Genomic DNA, 17955 nt, shown 5'->3' with positions numbered 1-17955 from the left:
ACGGAAGCGAGCGTAGGGACCCATGGGACGAGCGGAAGAGAGACGAGCGCGACAGCGCGGCGGCCACCGCGCGGCACCCAAGCGCCGCCGCTCCGCGCCCATGCCCTCGGCGCCCACCGCGTCCGGCAAGCCCGCCAAGAGCCTCATACGCCGGATCTTCGGCTGGAAGAAGATCCTCGGCACCTTCTTCGGTGTGTGCCTGCTCGGCATCCTGGGCTTCATCGGCCTGTACCTGTACGTGGACATCCCCGAGGGAAACGCGGCCGCCCAGCAGCAGAGCAACGTCTACAAGTTCAGTGACGGAACGATTCTGGCCCGCAAGGGCGAGGTCAACCGCGAGATCGTCGACCTGTCGAAGGTGCCCCGCAAGGTCCAGCTCACCTTCGTCGCCGCCGAGAACAAGAGCTTCTACCACGACTCCGGCGTCGACCTGCGCGGGACCGCCCGCGGTCTGCTCAACACGCTGTCCGGCAAGGGCAAGCAGGGCGGCTCCACCATCACCCAGCAGTACGTCAAGAACTACTACCTGAACCAGGACCAGACCGTCACGCGCAAGCTGAAGGAGCTGGTCATCTCGCTCAAGGTGGACCGCGAGAAGTCCAAGGACGACATCCTCGCCGGCTACATCAACACCAGCTACTACGGCCGCAACGCCTACGGCATCCAGGCCGCCGCCCAGGCCTACTACCGCGTCGACGCCGAGGACCTGAGCGTCGCGCAGGGCGCCTACCTCGCCGCCCTGCTCCAGGCCCCCAGCCAGTACGACTGGGCCGTGGCGACCAAGACCGGCAAGCGACTGGTCACACAGCGCTGGAACTACGTCCTGGACAACATGGTCGAGGAGGGCTGGCTCTCCAAGGCCGACCGGGACGCCATGCACTTCCCCTACCCGAAGGAGCCCAAGGGCGCCCCGGGCCTCGGCGGGCAGAAGGGCTACCTGGTCGAACTCGCCAACCAGCAGCTGGAGCAGCAGCTCATGGCACAGGAGGGCCTGACCCAGTCGCAGGCGGAGAACGCCGTCGTCGACAAGGGCTGGACCATCACCCTCAACGTCGACCGGAAGAAGCAGGCCGCGCTGGAGAAGGCCGTCAGGACCCAGCTGACCGGCAAGCTCGACCCGAAGAAGCGCAAGGTCGACGGCGCCATCCAGGCCGGAGCCGTCTCCGTCGACCCCAAGACGGGCAGGATCCTCGCGCTCTACGGCGGCCAGGACTACTACAAGCACTACTTCGACAACGCCACCCGCCGGGACTACCAGCCGGCGTCCACGTTCAAGCCGGTCATCCTCGCCGCCGCCCTGGAGCAGAACGCCACCACCCAGGACGGCAAGCCGATCACCGCGAGCACCGTCTACGACGGCACCAGCCGCCGCCAGGTCCTGGACCACGGCGCCAAGGTCGGCTTCGCCCCGCCGAACGAGGACGACGTCGACTACGACAAGATCACCGTGCAGCAGGCGATGAACAAGTCCGTCAACTCCGTCTTCGCGCAGATGGGCGTGGACGTCGGCATGGACAAGGTCATGAGCACGGCGGGCAAGCTCGGCATGAACACGAAGGGCATGCAGGCCGTGCCCGCCCAGACCCTCGGCTCCATGGGAGCCAGCCCCCTGGAGATGGCCGGCATCTACGCCACCTTCGCCAACCACGGCTACAAGGTGACCCCGACGATCATCAAGTCGGCCGAGAACAAGGGCCGTACGGTCGACATGCCGAACCCGGTCGGCGGCTCGGTGATCAGCCGTACGGCCGCCGACACGGTCACCTCGGTGCTCACCGGCGTGGTCGACGACGGTACGGCCAAGCAGTCCGTGGCGAACAACCCGCTGCGCGACGGCCAGCAGGTGGCGGGCAAGACCGGTACCTCCGACGAGAACAAGTCGGCCTGGTTCACCGGCTACACCCCCGACCTGGTCACCTCCGTCGGCCTGTTCGGCGAGGACCCGAAGACCAAGGCCCACGTGTCCATGAAGGGCGCGACCGGCCTGCTTCCGCCGCCCGGCCGGATCAACGGCGGCGGCTACCCGGCGCAGATCTGGGCCACGTACACCTTCGGTGTCACCGACAAGGCGAAGTTCGACCTGAACACCACGCAGGGCGCGGCCGTCGCGCCGACCGAGACGCCGACCTGGACGCACACCCCGACCCAGACGCCGACCCGGACGCCGACCCAGACGCCCTCGCAGACGTCGCAGTCGCCGACCCAGACGCCCTCGCGGACGCCGACCCAGACCCCCAGCCAGACGCCCACCCAGACCCCGACCCAGACCCCGACGAGCCGGCCGCCGACGACGTCGATCAGCCCGGAGAACCCGCTCGACCCGGAGAACGTCCCGTAGCCCCACGACAGGACACGACAGCGAAGGGCGCCCGGTCACACCGGGCGCCCTGTCGCATGTCGCGGGGTCCTGCAGCGCTCAGCCGCGGTTCAGCTCGAACCACACCACCTTGCCGGTGCTCAGCCGGGTGGCACCCCAGCGCCGGGCCAGCCGGTTGACCAGGTACAGGCCGCGCCCGCCCTCGTCCGTGGCCCGCGCCTGCCGCAGGCGCGGAAGCTGCGGCACGTCGTCGCCGACCTCGCAGCGCAGCACGTCCGTGCGCAGCAGCCGCAGCGTCACCGGCCGCGACGCGTACCGCACGGCGTTCGTCACGACCTCGCTGACCAGCAGCTCCACCGAGTCCGTCAGCTCCTCCAGGTCCCAGCGGGCGAGCGCGCGCCGGGCCAGCCGGCGGGCCTGGCCCGGGGCGGAGTCCTCCGGCTCCAGCGTCCAGTAGGCGACATCGCTCGGCGCGATCCCGTCGAAACGGGCGGCGAGCAGCGCGATGTCGTCGTCCCGGTCGCCCGGCCCGAGCATGTCCAGCACCTCGTCGCACAGCGCTTCCAGCGGCGGCGGATGGTCCGGGCCGGTCAGCCGCGCGGTCGCCGCCAGCTTCTCCCGCAACTGCTCTATGCCGGTCCACACGTCCCGCAGCCGGGACTCCACCAGGCCGTCGGTGTACAGCAGCAGGGTGCCCCCGGCGGGCGCCTCCAGCTCCACCGCCTCGAAGTCGACCCCGCCGACCCCGATCGGCGCACCCGACGGCACCCGCAGCACCTCGGCCCGCCCGCCCAGGTGCAGCAGCACGGGCGGCGGATGGCCGGCGTTGGCGATCGTGATGCGGTGCGTCACCGGGTCGTAGACCGCGTACAGGCAGGTCGCCATGCGGTCGGTGCCCAGGCGCTGCGCCTGCTCGTCCAGGTGGTGCAGCACCTCCTGCGGCGGCAGATCGAGCCCGGCCAACGTCTGCGCGGTGGTGCGCAGCTGGCCCATGATCGCCGCCGAGGTCATCGAGTGGCCCATCACGTCGCCGACGACCAGCGCCACCCGGCTGCCGGGCAGCGGGATCGCGTCGTACCAGTCGCCGCCGACCCGAGCGGTCTCCGCCGCCGGCAGATAACGGGAGGCCAGCCGGACGCCGGTCGGCCGGGGCAGGGTCTCGGGCAGCATGGTGCGCTGCAACTCGTCGGCGATGTACGCCTCGCGGCCGTACAGCACCGCCTTGTCGATGCCGAGCGCGCTGTGCGTGGCCAGTTGCGCGGCCACCAGCAGGTCGTCCGCCTCGAAGGCGAGCCGGTCCGGGCGGCGCAGGAACAGGGCCGCGCCGATCACCCGGCGCCGGCCGCGCAACGGCGCGAGGATCGCGTGCCGCTCGCCCGGTACGACCGCCTCACCGCCCTCGCCGAGCAGCTCGGGCAGCGCGTCCCGGGCCGCGGGCGCGTCGGCGAACACCGGGCGCACCCCGCGCAGCACCTCGTTCAGCGCGCCGCCCGGCCGCACCTCGCACAGCTCGGCGGTGAGCGCCGACAGGTCCGACAGCACGGACGGCTCCGGCTCCGGCTCGAACGCCGGCGGCAGCAGCACCCCGTCGGTGTCCCGCTCCTGGGGTATCCGGTCGGTGCGGCGCAGCCGCAGCACCACCGGACCGCTGGGCCGCTCGTCACCGACGGGCAGCGGCTCGCGCAGATAGACCAGGATCGCGTCGGAGAACGTCGGCACGGTGGCCCGGCACAGCCCCATGACGATCTCGTCGAGGTCGAGCCCACGGGCGATCCGCCGGGTGGCCGCGCCCACGAACCTGAGCCGGTCCCCGTCGCGCCGCATGGGCATCGGCCGCCCCGGCGGCGGAGCCTGTCCGGTACGGCGTTCCTGACCACCCGGCGACCGCTCCTGCTCGGCGCCGGGCTGCGCCGGGATGGCCTCCGGCGCGGGACGCGGGCGGTGGGCGTCGGGTTCGGTGCCGGCGGGCTGGGCGTGCTCGGGGCCGTTGACGGAGGGCTCCTTCCCCTGGCCGGCTGCGGGCTGCTTCCCCTTGCCACAGGGGGCGGCGGTGCCCGGTCCGGACGGCACCGCGTCGGCCCGGGCCTGTGCGGGTAAGGCCGGATCGCCGAGCTGCGCCGGAGGCTTCTGGGACTGCTGCTGGGTACGCAGGAGCGCCCCGCGGGCATCCGCGGGGTCGACGCCCGGCTGGGGGCGTTCGAAGGAGGTGGGCTGCTCCGTCACGCGTGTCGCATCCATCCGTCCGGGGCTGCGCGCCGGGTGCGCCGGGCGCGCAGTTGGTCCCGCCGACATCCCGATACCCGCAATACGTGCCCCAGGAACGGAATTCCCGCCGGGTCGCAGACGGCCGCTGTGCCGGTGGCGAGTTCCGCGCGGCCGGCGGCCCGGTCGCCGCACGCCTTCGTGGTGGTGCCCTGGTACCCCTCGCTCACGTCCTGCCGCCCCTCGGTGACGATCGGTCAAGCCCGGCGCATGCCCCGGAAGTTGCTCTTCTACGCCCTTGCGGAGGACGATCCTACGTTTCTTGCCTGGGGGCGCATCAAGGGTCTCATGAGGATACGCGCGCGGGTGCGCGGTCCCAGTCCTCGGGGAGGGAAGGTACCGTCCAGGACGGGTCCGGACGCCAGCGCGGCCAGCCGTCGCCGAACGGCGTCCCCCACGCGCGGATCACCTCCACCGCCTCCCGGCCGGCGGCCCGCACCTGCTCGGCGGTCGCCGCGTCCATCAGCCCGTCCCGCTGGGCCTGCGCGAACTCGTCCTCGTCGCGCCAGTGCCAACTCCTGTCCGGGTGCACGGAGATGTCCAGGAAATGGTCCTCGGAGTCCACCCCGCCCGCCCACCGGGCCAGCGGCTCCTCCAGGTTCACGTACCAGTTCTTGAACTGCCAGCCCGGCTCCCAGAACAGCCACACCGACCAGGGCCGGCCGGGCTGGGCCAGCTTCAGCACGCCCGTGCCGAACCAGCGGTCCCGCTGGACCGTGCGCGGCTTGGTGTACCGGGACTCCAGCGGCTCCAGGTGCACGGGCGTGCCGTCGGCCAGGACCGGCTTCACGCACTCGGTGCCGGGGGCCAGCCACACCGCCAGCAGGTCCGCGTCGTCGCGTACGACGGTGACCGGCCGGGCGATGTGGTACCGCTCGCCGCCGTTCGCCCGGTAGCGCCACAGGATGTGCGTCCCCGGGGTCCAGTAGGTCGCCGGTCCCGCCGCCACTCGTGTCATCGCTCCGTCGTCCGTCATGCACAGATATTAGGTGCCAGGGGCACACGACGCTGCGGCGCGGGTCACGGCGGTGCCCCGGTGGCCCGAATGGTTCGCTTCCGGTTACGGGCGCGTCATCCGCAGGACGTCCAGCGCCTCGTCGAGCTGGTCGAGTGTCAGGTCGCCGCGCTCCACGTACCCGCTCTCCAGGACGACTTGGCGGATCGTCTTGCGCTCGGCGAGGGACTTCTTGGCGACCTTCGCGGCCTCCTCGTACCCGATGTACTTGTTCAGTGGGGTCACCACCGACGGGGACGACTCGGCGTACTCGCGGGCGCGTTCGCGGTCGGCGGTGATGCCGTCGACGGTCCGGTCGGCCAGCAGCCGCGAGACGTTGGCGAGCAGCCGGACCGACTCCAGGACGTTCTTGGCGATGACCGGGAGCATGACGTTCAGTTCGAAGTTGCCGGCGGCGCCCGCGGTGGCGATGGTGGCGTCGTTCCCGACGACCTGCGCGGCGACCATCAGCACGGCCTCCGGAACCACCGGGTTGACCTTGCCCGGCATGATCGAGGAGCCGGGCTGGAGATCGGGCAGCCGGATCTCGGCGAGGCCGGTGCGCGGTCCGGAGGACATCCAGCGCAGATCGTTGGCGATCTTCGTCAGGCCGACCGCGATGGTCCGCAGCTGTCCGCTGGTCTCCACGATGCCGTCCCGGGCGCCCTGCGCCTCGAAGTGGTCGCGGGCCTCGGTCAGCGGCAGCCCGGTCGCCCGGGCGACCTCCTCGATGACGGCGGCGGAGAAGCCGGGCGGGGTGTTGATGCCGGTGCCGACGGCCGTGCCGCCCAGCGGTAGCTCGGCGAGGCGCGGGAGGGAGGCCCTGAGCCGCTCGACGCCGTACCGCACCTGGGCCGCGTACCCGCCGAACTCCTGCCCGAGCGTCACCGGCGTGGCGTCCATCAGGTGCGTGCGCCCCGACTTCACCACGTCCGCGAACTCCTCGGACTTGCGCTCCAGGGAGGCGGCGAGGTGCTCCAGGGCCGGGATCAGGTCATGGGTGACGGCCGCGGTGGCCGCGATGTGGATGGACGACGGGAAGACGTCGTTGGACGACTGCGAGGCGTTCACGTGGTCGTTGGGGTGCACGTCCCGGCCGAGCCGCTCGGTCGCCAGCGTCGCGATGACCTCGTTGGTGTTCATGTTGGACGAGGTGCCCGAGCCCGTCTGGAACACGTCCACCGGGAAGTGCTCGTCCCACTTCCCCGCGGCGACCTCGCCGGCCGCGTCCTGGATCGCCTCCGCGACCTCCTTGTCCAGCACGCCCAGCTCGGCGTTCACCTTCGCCGCCGCCGCCTTGATGCGGGCCAGCGCCTCGATGTGCGCCCGCTCGATGCGCTGTCCGGAGACCGGGAAGTTCTCCACGGCACGCTGGGTCTGGGCCCGCCACTTGGCGTGGGCCGGGACGCGGACCTCGCCCATGGAGTCGTGCTCGGTGCGGTACTGCCGGCCTTCTGTCTGACCGTCTGTCATAGGACACCTCCTTGGTGGACAGCATCGCGCGGCGGCGTGATGTTCCCGGTGTGACGCGGCGCTCGGGCGTGGGCGGGGGCGACGCGCCGGCCACCGTGTGCCCGACGCGCGCGGTTCACACCACGGTCATGGCTTGTTCAAAAACTTCTCTTCATCCGTACAACCGTTCCCGGTGGCCGCGAGTCTTCACGGGCGAGTCAACAGACTCCTTGGACTCTCGCGGCCCGGCAGTGCCCCCACCACTGCCGTGGCTCTCTATATGGGGAACGTATATGCGCATTCGTGCCAGTCTGACCGCCGCGACCATCTCCGGAGCCGTGGCGCTCACCGCGCTAGTCGCCCCGGCGGCGCAGGCGGCGGACGACCCGGCGGGTACCGCCGCGAAGATGGCGCCCTTCTCGGCCAAGGCGCCGGCGGACGAGACCGTGGGTGACACCACGATCACCAAGGTCACCGTCAACGGCAACAAGGACGTCGTCGTCGGTACCGGTCAGAAGTCCTTCAACATCTACGTGACCGCCACCGACCCGTCCGGCATCTACTCCGCCGGCGCCTACCTGTGGCACGGCACCAGCCTCGACCCGGACAACCCCGACGTGGACGGGCTGCTCTACACGGACGCGGACGCCACCTGCGACAACTGGAGCGCCACGTCCGCCACCTGCAAGATCACCATCACCGCCACGTCGGACGACCTGTACGACAGCGCCCTGAACGGCAAGTGGAACGTCGCCGCCTGGGCGGTCGGCAATGACGCCGACTACGTCGAGAAGGACGTCTACAAGAACCACTGGGTGAAGCGGGCCGCCAGCTTCAGTGGCTTCAACGCCGGTCCGGAGCCCGTCGCGAAGGGCAAGGCCATCACGGTCACCGGCACTCTGAAGCGTGCGAGCTGGAGCTACGGGAAGTACTACGGCTACGGGAGCCAGTCCGTCCAGCTGCAGTTCAAGAAGGCCGGCAGCAGCACCTACAGCACCGTCAAGACGATCACCAGCTCGTCCAGCGGCTACCTGAAGACCACCGTGACCGCCTCCGCGGACGGCACCTGGCGCTTCCACTACGCGGGCAACAGCACCTCGTCCGTCGCGGACGCCTACGACTACGTCGACGTCCGCTGACGCAGGTACACACCAGCCGACCCACGTTGACGTGAAGGGGGCCCCGGAGAGATCCGGGGCCCCCTTCACGCGGGTTCAGGCCTCGTCGCGCCTCAGTCTCAGGCCAGGCCCGGCCCCCGTACCGGGATCGACGTGAACGTCGGCTGCGGGGCCGGGTCGGTGAAGAAGTCGTTCCCCTTGTCGTCCACCACGATGAACGCCGGGAAGTCCTCGACCTCGATCTTCCAGACCGCCTCCATGCCCAGCTCCTCGTACTCCAGGACCTCCACCTTCTTGATGCAGTCCTGGGCGAGACGGGCGGCCGGGCCGCCGATGGAGCCGAGGTAGAAACCGCCGTGGGCGGCGCACGCGTCGGTGACCTGCTTGCTGCGGTTGCCCTTGGCGAGCATCACCTTCGAGCCGCCCGCCGCCTGGAACTGCTCCACGTAGGAGTCCATGCGGCCGGCCGTGGTCGGGCCGAAGGAACCGGAGGCGTAGCCCTCGGGCGTCTTCGCCGGGCCGGCGTAGTACACCGGGTGGTCCTTCAGGTACTGCGGCATCTCCTCGCCCGCGTCCAGCCGCTCCTTGATCTTGGCGTGCGCGATGTCGCGGGCCACGACCAGCGGGCCGGTCAGCGACAGGCGGGTCTTCACCGGGTACTTGGTCAGCTCGGCGAGGATCGTGTCCATCGGCTGGTTGAGGTCGATCCTCACCACGTCGGAGGACTCGTCGAGGTGCTCGTCCGTGGTGTCCGGCAGGAAGCGCGCCGGGTCGGTCTCCAGCTGCTCCAGGAAGACGCCCTCGGCGGTGATCTTCGCGACCGCCTGGCGGTCGGCGGAGCAGGAGACGGCGATGGCGACCGGGCAGGACGCGCCGTGCCGGGGCAGGCGGACCACGCGGACGTCGTGGCAGAAGTACTTGCCGCCGAACTGCGCGCCGATGCCGATCTTCTGGGTCAGCTCGAAGACCTTCTCCTCCAGCTCCTTGTCCCGGAAGCCGTGGCCGAGCGGCGAGCCCTCGGCGGGCAGGTTGTCCAGGTAGTGGGCGGAGGCGTACTTCGCGGTCTTCAGCGCGTACTCGGCGCTGGTGCCGCCGACGACGATCGCCAGGTGGTACGGCGGGCAGGCGGCCGTACCCAGCGAGCGGATCTTCTCCTCCAGGAACTTCATCATGGAGGACTCGTTCAGGACGGCCTTGGTCTCCTGGTACAGGAAGGACTTGTTGGCGCTGCCGCCGCCCTTCGCCATGAACAGGAACTTGTAGGCGCCGCCGTCGGTGGCGTACAGCTCGATCTGGGCCGGCAGGTTGGAGCCGGTGTTCTTCTCCTCCCACATGGTGAGCGGAGCCATCTGCGAGTAGCGCAGGTTCAGCTTGGTGTAGGCGTCGTGGATGCCGTGGGACAGGTGCTTCTCGTCCTCGCCGGCCGTCAGCACGTTCTGGCCGCGCTTGCCCATGACGATCGCGGTGCCGGTGTCCTGGCACATGGGCAGCACGCCGGCCGCCGCGATGTTCGCGTTCTTCAGCAGGTCCAGCGCGACGAACTTGTCGTTGGCCGACGCCTCCGGATCGTCGATGATCCGGCGCAGCTGGGCGAGGTGGGCCGGGCGCAGGTAGTGCTGGATGTCGTGGATGGCCTCCTCGGCCAGCTTGCGCAGCGCCTCCGGCTCCACCTTGAGGAACGTCCGCCCGTCGGGCCCCTCGACCGTGGAGACGCCCTCGGCGGTCACCAAACGGTACGGGGTGGTGTCCTCTCCCTGGGGGAGCAGATCGGTGTACGCGAACGCTGGGCGGGGCGGGGGGGAAGTGCGCGGCATCTCAGCCCATTCCTCACTCTGACGGACGGCGCCCGCCGACGCTGGCGAGCCTGTCCAGGGTAGAACCTGCCGCCGACGGCGAACCTGTGAGGTAGGGCTCAGTCAGGGGTGTCGCGATCTATCGTGTTTGGGTACGCTGCCGTCGTGGACCTTCAGAAGCAGACCGCACCCACACCCGCCACCGATCTGCGCGCCTCCGACGCCGATCGCGACCGGGTCGCCGACATCCTCCGCGAGGCCCTGGCCGAGGGCCGGCTGACCGCCGACGAGCACGCCGAGCGCGTGGGCGGGGTGCTGCACGCCAAGACGGTGGGTGAGCTGGAGGTCTTCATCCGGGACCTGCCCGCCGCCCACCAGCGCCCCACCGCCCCCGCCTACACGCCGGTGCCGCCCCGGCCCACCCCGGGCGCGATCCCGGCGGAGGCCGACGCGAACGTGGTGGCGGTGTTCAGCAGCGCCATGCGCCGGGGCCGCTGGCGGGCCGGGCGCCGGCTGCACGCGTACGCGGTCTTCGGCAGCGTCGAGATCGACCTCAGCGAGGCGATCTTCGAGTACCAACAGGTGGTCATCAAGGCGGTCTCCGTCTTCGGCGACGTCCAGATCCGCGTCCCGGAGAACATCTCGCTGCGCGGCACCGGCGGTGGCGTGCTCGGCAACTTCGAGGTGAGCCCGCTGGACTCGGTCGACTCCGACGCGCCGGTGGTCTACGTCGACGGCTGGGCCGTCCTCGGCAACGTCGAGGCGCGGCCCAAGCGGGGCAAGCGCGTGGCGGACATCCTCGAACGCGTCCAGGACAAGGTGGACCGCAAGCTGCGCAAACACCTGGGGCACTGACCCCGGGGGGCGTGTACGGCCGCAGCGCGCGCCCGCGGACGGGGACGCTGTGCATAGGCGCGCGCACAGCGGGTAGGCCTTGCTGCATCGTCTCTCGCTCGCGAAGCCGTCGTCAGGAGTAGACCGTGCTGCAACCGCCGCATTCGTCCCTGCAGGTCGCTGCCGTCCCGGCCCAGCGGGTGCCGACGCGGGACAGGGACCAAGACGCCCCCTGGCACACCGAGGCGGTGTGCCGGCGCGACGAGGCCGGCCTGTTCTTCGCCCCGTCGAAGGAACCGACCGCCGCCCGGCTGTCCCGTGAAGAGGCGGCCAAGCGGGTCTGCTCCCGCTGCCCGGTCATGGTCGAGTGCCGCGAACACGCACTCCTCCAGCCCGAGCCCTACGGCGTCTGGGGCGGCCTCACGGCGGCCGAACGCCGGGTGGTCCTGGCGAGGCGCCGCCGCAGGGAACTGGAACTGAAGAAGACGGCGCGGGCAGCGGCCGACCGTATGGCGGGCTGAAACACGTGGGTGAGGGGCGCCCTCTCCGCACCGAGGGCGCTTCCCCACCAGGGGCGCGGGGAACTGCGCGAGCGACCACGGACGACCCGCAGCCGTCGGCGCTCCACGCGCCCCCCGCGAGCAGGCGCCCTTACTTGGCCCGGTCGAAGTCGATCGCGCTGTAGGCCCGCAGCTTGCTCAGCCGGTGCTCGGAGAAGATCCTCCGCACCGTCCCCGACTTCGACCGCATCACGATCGACTCGGTCAGCGCGGTCTCCGACCGGTACCGGACCCCCCGCAGCAACTCCCCGTCGGTGATCCCGGTGGCGACGAAGAACACGTTCTCCCCGGACACCAGGTCGTCCGTCGTGAGCACCCGGTCCAGATCGTGCCCCGCGTCGATCGCCCGCTGCCGCTCCTCGTCGTCCTTCGGCCACAGCTTGCCCTGGATGGTCCCGCCCAGGCACTTCACGGCACAGGCCGAGATGATGCCCTCCGGGGTGCCGCCGATGCCGAGCAGCAGGTCGACGCCGGTGCCCTCGCGCAGCGCGTACACCGAGCCGGCCACGTCGCCGTCGGAGATGAGCTTGATGCGCGCGCCGGCGTCCCGGACCTCGCGGATCAGGCCCTCGTGCCGCGGCCGGTCCAGGATGACGACGGTCACGTCCTCCGGCGAGGAGCGCTTGGCCTTGGCGATCCGCCGGATGTTCACCGCCACGGGCGCGTTGATGTCGACGAAGTCCGCCGCGTCGGGGCCGGTGACCAGCTTGTCCATGTAGAACACGGCGGACGGGTCGAACATCGCGCCGCGCTCGGCGGCGGCGAGGACGGCGATCGCGTTCGGCATGCCCTTGGCCGTCAGCGTGGTGCCGTCGATCGGGTCGACGGCGATGTCGACCTCGGGACCGGTGCCGTCGCCCACGTGCTCCCCGTTGAAGAGCATCGGGGCCTCGTCCTTCTCGCCCTCGCCGATGACGACCACGCCGTTCATCGACACGGTGGAGACCAGGGTCCGCATGGCGCGCACCGCGGCACCGTCGGCGCCGTTCTTGTCACCGCGCCCGACCCAGCGGCCCGCTGCCATCGCGGCGGCTTCGGTCACCCGGACGAGTTCCAGGGCGAGGTTGCGGTCGGGAGCCTCGGAGGGGACGTCCAGCTCGGACGGCAGGTGGTGGCTTTCGGTCATCGGAGCGCACCTTTCTGATACGACGACGGCCGGGTGAGGGTCTTCGACCCGACTCTATCGTTAGGCAGACAAAATGAGCAGGGGACCCCACGGATGAGCGCTCGCGGCACCTGCGACGATAGAGGGCGTGGCAGGTTCGAACGGCAGGCAGAAGACGGCCCGGGACATGATTCTCTCCCTGGTCGTGATCAGCATCGTGGGATTGGTCGTCTACTTCATCGCCATCCCGCACGACGATCACGCTCCCGAACTCAAGCGGGTCGACTACCGGGTCGAACTGGTCACGGCCCGCCGGGCGGCGAGCTACCCGGTGGCCGCGCCCGAGGGCCTGCCGAGTACCTGGAAGGCGACCTCCGTACGCTTCCAGGGCGAGAAGTCCGACCGCTGGCACCTGGGCTTCCAGACCCCGGACGGCCAGTACGTCCAGGTCGAGCAGTCCACGCAGAAGCCCGCCGACTTCATCGACCAGGCCAGCCAGGGCGCGTCGGCGACCGAGCGGACCGAGGAGATCGACGGCCGTACCTGGACCCGCTACAGCGGCGGCCGGTACGACGCCCTGGTGCTCAAGGACACGCCCGGCTCCACGACGGTGGTGGCCGGCACCGGCTCCGCCGAGGAGCTGAGGACGATGGCGGCGGCCCTGAAGACGGAGTGACCGTCCGGTCCCCGCGCATACTCCCCGCGCACACGAGGACACGCGAAAGAGGCCCCCGGCGGTGCTGGGGGCCTCTTCGCGTGCGCAGCGGGGCTCTTGTCGGGCCCGCGTGGCTCAGACGGTCGTGACGACGTCCTCGTAGGCCAGGCGCGGGGAGCGCGGGTACCAGGCGTCGGGGCCCGGCTTGCCGATGTTGACGACCATCAGCGGGGTGTGGTCGTCGTCCAGGAACTCCTTGCGGACGCCCTCGTGGTCGAAGCCGGTCATCGGGCCGGCGGCGAGGCCGGCGGCGCGGACACCGACGATGAAGTAGGCGGCCTGGAGCGCGGCGTTCAGCGTGGCGGAGCCCTCACGGGCCGCGCGCTCGGCGAAGAAGACGTCCTTGGCCTGCGGGAAGGCCGGGAACAGGGCCGGCAGCTCCTCGTGGAACTCGTTGTCCGCGGAGAGGATCGCGACCAGCGGGGCGGTGGCGGTCTTGGCCTGGTTGCCCTCGGCCATGTGCTTCACCAGGCGCTCGCGGGCCTCGGCCGAGCGGACCAGGGTGATGCGCAGCGGGGTCTGGTTGAAGGCGGTGGGGCCGTACTTGACCAGGTCGTAGATCGCCTGCACCTGCTCCTCGGTCACCGGCTCGCCGGTGAAGGTGTTCGCGGTACGGGCCTCGCGGAACAGCAGGTCCTGGGCGGCGGGGTCAAGAACGAGAGACATGGTGAATTTCCTCAGGGGCGCGTCCGGCCCGGGGTGCCGGACCGGCTGACGTCACCGACCCTACGACAGGTGAGGTTTAAGCTTCAACTAAATCGAGGGTGTGGTGACTCGCTTCACAACCCGCGCCGGCCCCTACTCGCCGTCCTCCTCCGCCTCCCCTTCCTCCTCGGCCAGCGCCGCGTCCAGCCGGGCCCGGGCGCCCTCCAGCCAGCGCCGGCACACCTTGGCCAGCTCCTCGCCGCGCTCCCACAGCGCCAGCGACTCCTCCAGCGACGTACCGCCCGCCTCCAGCCGCCGTACGACCTCGATCAGCTCGTCGCGCGCCTGCTCGTACGACAGCGCCTCGTCCACCTTGCTCGTCATTCGCTCACCTTCACTGTGAAATCACCCTCGGCGACACGGGCGCGCAGCGCCTCGCCCGCCGTCACCTCGGCCGGATCGCGCACCACGTGCCCGTCCGCCCGTTGCAGCACCGCGTAACCGCGCTGGAGCGTCGCCGCGGGGGAGAGGGCCACCACGCGCGCGTGCGTGTGCGTCAGCTCGGATTCCGCCCGGTCCAGCAGATGCCCCAGGGTCCGCCGCCCCCGGTCGAGGAGCGCGGCCACATGGTCGGCCCGCTCGTCGATCATCCGGTGCGGATCCTCTATCGAGGGCCGCGCCAGCGCATGCGCCAGCCCCCGCTCCTCCCGCTCCACATACGCGTGCACGCAGCGCCGCGCCCGGTCCCGCAGCATCCGCACCCGCTCCAGCTCCTCGCCGACGTCCGGCACGACCTTCTTCGCCGCGTCGGTCGGCGTGGAGGCCCGCAGGTCGGCGACGTGGTCCAGCAGCGGATTGTCCGGCTCGTGCCCGATCGCGGACACCACGGGCGTACGGCACTCGGCCACGGCCCGCACCAGCTGTTCGTCGGAGAAGGGCAGCAGGTCCTCCACGCTGCCGCCACCGCGCGCGACGATGATCACGTCCACCTCGTCGATGGCGTCGAGCTCCTTCACCGCCTGCACGACCTGCGGCACCGCGTGCACCCCCTGCACCGGGACGTTGCGCACCTCGAACCGGACGGCGGGCCAGCGGTGCCGGGCGTTCTCCAGCACGTCCCGCTCCGCGGCGGAGGCCCGGCCGCACACCAGCCCGATGAGCTGCGGCAGGAACGGCAGCGGCTTCTTCCGCTCCGGCGCGAACAGGCCCTCGGCGGCGAGGGCCTTCTTCAGCTGCTCCAGCCGGGCCAGCAGCTCGCCGACGCCGACCGGTCTCATCTCGGCGGCGCGCAGGGACAGCTGGCCGCGGGGGGCGTACCACTCGGGCTTCGCCAGGACGACGACACGGGCGCCCTCGCCGACGACGTCCGCGACCGCGTCGAAGACCTGGCGGTAGCAGGTGACGCTCACGGAGATGTCGTACGACGGGTCGCGCAGCGTCAGGAACACGACGCCGGCGCCGGGGCGGCGGGACAACTGCGTGATCTGCCCCTCGACCCACACCGCGCCGAGCCGGTCGATCCAGCCGCCGATCAGCCGGGAGACCTCGCCCACGGGGAGCGGGGTCTCGGGAGACGTGTTCACAGCCATGGCGTCGAGCGTAGTGGTCACCACCGACAGTCCGGCTACGCGCCGTAGGGCCGCGGACCGTTTCCGTCCGCGGCACCGTCCCGGCTGATCGCGCGGTTCCCCGCGCCCTCGGGGGCGCCGGTCAGCTCGTCGACGGTTCCCGCCGGCCCCGCTGGCCCGCCAGTACCAGCAAGCCGGTCACCAGCCACACCGCGCCCACCACCTGTGCGACCCCCGCCGCCTCCACGATGACCGCCACCGTGATCGCCGCGCCGAGCACCGGGATCAGCACGTGCCGCCACCAGCTCCACGGTCCGTGCCGCACCACGAAATACCCCACCACGCTCGCGTGCAGCAGCGTGAACGCGGACAGCGCCCCGATGTCCACCACCGACACCAGCTTGTCCAGGCCGTCGTCCCGTCGCGCCGCCCACCCGGCCGCGACCAGCGTGATCACCGCCGCGCACAGCAGGGCCACCCGCGGCACCCCGCCGTCCGTCCGGGACAGGGCCCGCGGCAGCCTCCGCTCGCGGCCCATAGCGAACAGCAGCCGCCCGGCCGCCGCCTGCCCGGCCAGCGCCGCGAACGCCGCCCCGATCGCCTTGCTCGCGGCCACCAGATCGTGCAGCCACGTCCCGACGGCGGAGTCCACCGCGTCGTAGAAGGCCGAACCCTGCCTCCCGGGGTCGTCCGCGAGCTGCGCTGAGGTCGTCGGCTCCAGCAGCGCGACCAGGTACGTCTGCGCCACGAACAGCACCCCGGCCAGCGCCAGGCAGAACAGCAGCGCCCGCGCCACCTTCGCCGAGCCCCCGGTGACCTCCTCGGCGAACGTGGCGATCGCGTCGAACCCCAGGTAGGACAGGACCGCCACGGACACCGCGCCGATCACCGCCGACAGCGCGAACGCGCCCTGCGAGCCGTCCCCGGACAGCGGCGACAGCACCCCCCGCTGCGCCCCGTCCCGTGCCAGCACCACGACCGCCGACACCACGAACACCAGCAGGACCACGATCTCCAGAACCAGCACGAGGAAGCCCACGCGCGCGGCGGCCCGTACGCCCCACAGGTTGAGGAGCGTGGTGACGACCACGGCCAGCGCCGTCCACACCCACCGGGACACCTCGGGGACCAGCGCGTTCATCGCGATGCCGGAGAAGAGGTAGGCCACCGCCGGGATGAGCACGTAGTCGAGCATCGCCATCCAGCCCGCGACGAACCCGACGCCGTTCCCGAGTCCCGCGCGCGCGTAGGCGAAGACCGACCCGGCCTGCGGTACGACCCGCACCATCTGCGCGTAGCTGAAAGCGGTGAACGCCATGGCGACCGTGGCCACCACGTACACCAGCGCCACCGCGCCGTGCGACTTGGCGTCGAGCGTGCCGAACACCCCGACCGGTGCCATCGGCGCGATGAACAGCAGCCCGTAGACCACGAGGTCCCTCAGGCCGAGGCTGCGCCGCAACCGCTGGTGCGCGTCGGCGGTGGAGGTTGTCGTTCCGGTGTCGGACATACGCCCAAGTCTTCCCCGCGCGGCCGTCGGCACGCGATCCCGGCGCCCCCGGACCCGGCCTTACGATGGGACCCATGACCGCTTCCTCTGGCCGCCGTGTCCTGCTCGCCGCCCCCCGGGGCTACTGCGCCGGCGTGGACCGCGCCGTGATCGCCGTCGAGAAGGCCCTGGAACAGTACGGGGCCCCGATCTACGTCCGGCACGAGATCGTCCACAACAAGTACGTCGTGCAGACCCTGGAGAAGAAGGGCGCGATCTTCGTCGAGCGGACGGAGGAGGTGCCGCCCGGCAACATCGTCATGTTCTCCGCGCACGGCGTCGCCCCCGTCGTGCACGAGGAGGCCCGCCAGGGCCGGCTCGCCACCATCGACGCCACCTGCCCCCTGGTCACCAAGGTCCACAAGGAAGCCGTCCGGTACGCCAAGGAGGACTACGACATCCTCCTGATCGGCCACGAGGGCCACGAGGAGGTCATCGGCACCTCCGGCGAGGCCCCCGACCACATCCAGCTCGTCGACGGCCCCGAGGACGTCGCCAAGGTCGAGGTCCGCGACCCGTCCAAGGTCGTCTGGCTCTCCCAGACCACCCTCTCCGTGGACGAGACCATGGAGACCGTCGACGCCCTGAAGACGAAGTTCCCCGGTCTCGTCTCCCCGCCCAGCGACGACATCTGCTACGCCACCCAGAACCGGCAGCTCGCCGTGAAGCAGATGGGCGCCGAGGCCGAGCTGGTCATCGTCGTCGGCTCGCGCAACTCCTCCAACTCCAAGCGGCTGGTCGAGGTCGCCAAGCTCGCCGGCGCCCGCGAGGCCTACCTGGTGGACTTCGCGGACGAGATCGACGAAGCCTGGCTGGAGGGCGTGACGACCGTCGGCGTCACCTCCGGCGCCTCCGTGCCCGACGTGCTCGTCGAGCAGGTCCTCCAGTGGCTCGCCGAGCGCGGTTACGGAGACGTGGAGATCGTCAAGGCCGCCGAGGAGTCGATCACCTTCTCGCTGCCCAAGGAACTCCGCCGCGACCTGCGCGAGGAGGCGGCGGCGCTGGTCGCCGAGCGCGGCGGGAGCGGCACCTCCGTGGCGTGA

15 protein-coding genes are annotated in these 17955 nt (G+C 71.1%); 6 read left to right on the top strand and 9 right to left on the bottom strand.

Annotated features, from left to right (window positions below; translation table 11 throughout):
* Nucleotides 1-22 precede the first annotated feature (22 nt).
* Nucleotides 23-2338, top strand: a complete 2316-nt coding sequence (locus C3492_RS30120) for a transglycosylase domain-containing protein (protein WP_103815800.1) — start codon at nt 23-25, stop codon at nt 2336-2338.
* Nucleotides 2339-2416: 78 nt separating this feature from the next.
* Here the strand turns inward: C3492_RS30120 and C3492_RS30115 are convergent, their stop codons facing one another.
* The 3 genes from C3492_RS30115 to C3492_RS30105 form a co-directional block, all read right to left on the bottom strand.
* Nucleotides 2417-4540, bottom strand: a complete 2124-nt coding sequence (locus tag C3492_RS30115; RefSeq protein ID WP_103815799.1) for a SpoIIE family protein phosphatase — start codon at nt 4538-4540, stop codon at nt 2417-2419.
* Nucleotides 4541-4865: 325 nt separating this feature from the next.
* On the bottom strand, nt 4866-5555 hold the full coding sequence (locus C3492_RS30110; protein ID WP_181140625.1) for a DUF402 domain-containing protein: 690 nt from the start codon (nt 5553-5555) through the stop codon (nt 4866-4868).
* Between the two features lie 84 nt (nt 5556-5639).
* Nucleotides 5640-7046: an aspartate ammonia-lyase gene (locus tag C3492_RS30105; RefSeq protein ID WP_103815797.1), complete on the bottom strand. Its 1407-nt coding sequence runs from the start codon at nt 7044-7046 to the stop codon at nt 5640-5642.
* A gap of 272 nt (nt 7047-7318) precedes the next feature.
* Here C3492_RS30105 and C3492_RS30100 point away from each other — a divergent pair, with 272 nt between their 5' ends.
* Complete coding sequence (locus tag C3492_RS30100) at nt 7319-8164, top strand: DUF5707 domain-containing protein (protein WP_103815796.1); 846 nt, start codon at nt 7319-7321, stop codon at nt 8162-8164.
* Nucleotides 8165-8262: 98 nt separating this feature from the next.
* Here the strand turns inward: C3492_RS30100 and C3492_RS30095 are convergent, their stop codons facing one another.
* A complete protein-coding gene (locus tag C3492_RS30095; protein ID WP_103815795.1) occupies nt 8263-9957 on the bottom strand; it encodes a fumarate hydratase in 1695 nt (564 codons plus the stop codon).
* A gap of 144 nt (nt 9958-10101) precedes the next feature.
* On the opposite strand from C3492_RS30095, the gene C3492_RS30090 reads away from it, so the two are divergent.
* Complete coding sequence (locus C3492_RS30090; RefSeq protein ID WP_103815794.1) at nt 10102-10791, top strand: DUF1707 domain-containing protein; 690 nt, start codon at nt 10102-10104, stop codon at nt 10789-10791.
* 125 nt (nt 10792-10916) lie between these two features.
* Nucleotides 10917-11291 (top strand): WhiB family transcriptional regulator, encoded by a 375-nt coding sequence (locus tag C3492_RS30085; RefSeq protein WP_103815793.1) that lies wholly within the window; start codon nt 10917-10919, stop codon nt 11289-11291.
* Between the two features lie 130 nt (nt 11292-11421).
* On the opposite strand, the gene glpX is transcribed toward C3492_RS30085, so the two are convergent.
* Nucleotides 11422-12456: a class II fructose-bisphosphatase gene (gene glpX, locus C3492_RS30080; RefSeq protein WP_103815792.1), complete on the bottom strand. Its 1035-nt coding sequence runs from the start codon at nt 12454-12456 to the stop codon at nt 11422-11424.
* Between the two features lie 127 nt (nt 12457-12583).
* Here glpX and C3492_RS30075 point away from each other — a divergent pair, with 127 nt between their 5' ends.
* The gene (locus C3492_RS30075) at nt 12584-13111 is read left to right on the top strand and encodes a DUF4245 domain-containing protein (protein WP_103815791.1); all 528 of its coding nucleotides are present in this window, start codon (nt 12584-12586) and stop codon (nt 13109-13111) included.
* A 114-nt stretch (nt 13112-13225) separates the two neighbouring features.
* On the opposite strand, the gene C3492_RS30070 is transcribed toward C3492_RS30075, so the two are convergent.
* The 4 genes from C3492_RS30070 to C3492_RS30055 form a co-directional block, all read right to left on the bottom strand.
* On the bottom strand, nt 13226-13816 hold the full coding sequence (locus tag C3492_RS30070; protein WP_103815790.1) for a malonic semialdehyde reductase: 591 nt from the start codon (nt 13814-13816) through the stop codon (nt 13226-13228).
* A 132-nt stretch (nt 13817-13948) separates the two neighbouring features.
* Nucleotides 13949-14179, bottom strand: a complete 231-nt coding sequence (locus C3492_RS30065; RefSeq protein ID WP_103815789.1) for an exodeoxyribonuclease VII small subunit — start codon at nt 14177-14179, stop codon at nt 13949-13951.
* Nucleotides 14176-15384 (bottom strand): exodeoxyribonuclease VII large subunit, encoded by a 1209-nt coding sequence (gene xseA / locus C3492_RS30060; RefSeq protein WP_103815891.1) that lies wholly within the window; start codon nt 15382-15384, stop codon nt 14176-14178. The genes C3492_RS30065 and xseA overlap by 4 nt, the downstream gene beginning before the upstream one ends.
* A gap of 121 nt (nt 15385-15505) precedes the next feature.
* Nucleotides 15506-16873, bottom strand: a complete 1368-nt coding sequence (locus C3492_RS30055; RefSeq protein ID WP_103815788.1) for an APC family permease — start codon at nt 16871-16873, stop codon at nt 15506-15508.
* A 65-nt stretch (nt 16874-16938) separates the two neighbouring features.
* Between C3492_RS30055 and C3492_RS30050 the strand changes: the two genes are divergently transcribed.
* Complete coding sequence (locus tag C3492_RS30050; protein ID WP_103815787.1) at nt 16939-17955, top strand: 4-hydroxy-3-methylbut-2-enyl diphosphate reductase; 1017 nt, start codon at nt 16939-16941, stop codon at nt 17953-17955.

Source organism: Streptomyces sp. Ru62 (assembly GCF_002920615.1).
In the GTDB taxonomy this organism is placed as follows: domain Bacteria; phylum Actinomycetota; class Actinomycetes; order Streptomycetales; family Streptomycetaceae; genus Streptomyces.
The sequence above is the reverse complement of the archived record's forward strand: the minus strand, read 5'-3'. Positions and strand labels throughout refer to the sequence as shown.

Coding starts and splice junctions, on each gene's coding strand:
- C3492_RS30120 (WP_103815800.1), top strand. CDS start 23: ATGGGACGAGCGGAAGAGAGACGAGCGCGACAGCGCGGCGGCCACCGC.
- C3492_RS30110 (WP_181140625.1), bottom strand. CDS start 5,555: ATGACGGACGACGGAGCGATGACACGAGTGGCGGCGGGACCGGCGACC.
- C3492_RS30105 (WP_103815797.1), bottom strand. CDS start 7,046: ATGACAGACGGTCAGACAGAAGGCCGGCAGTACCGCACCGAGCACGAC.
- C3492_RS30100 (WP_103815796.1), top strand. CDS start 7,319: ATGCGCATTCGTGCCAGTCTGACCGCCGCGACCATCTCCGGAGCCGTG.
- C3492_RS30095 (WP_103815795.1), bottom strand. CDS start 9,957: ATGCCGCGCACTTCCCCCCCGCCCCGCCCAGCGTTCGCGTACACCGAT.
- glpX (WP_103815792.1), bottom strand. CDS start 12,456: ATGACCGAAAGCCACCACCTGCCGTCCGAGCTGGACGTCCCCTCCGAG.
- C3492_RS30070 (WP_103815790.1), bottom strand. CDS start 13,816: ATGTCTCTCGTTCTTGACCCCGCCGCCCAGGACCTGCTGTTCCGCGAG.
- C3492_RS30065 (WP_103815789.1), bottom strand. CDS start 14,179: ATGACGAGCAAGGTGGACGAGGCGCTGTCGTACGAGCAGGCGCGCGAC.
- xseA (WP_103815891.1), bottom strand. CDS start 15,384: ATGGCTGTGAACACGTCTCCCGAGACCCCGCTCCCCGTGGGCGAGGTC.
- C3492_RS30055 (WP_103815788.1), bottom strand. CDS start 16,873: ATGTCCGACACCGGAACGACAACCTCCACCGCCGACGCGCACCAGCGG.
- C3492_RS30050 (WP_103815787.1), top strand. CDS start 16,939: ATGGGACCCATGACCGCTTCCTCTGGCCGCCGTGTCCTGCTCGCCGCC.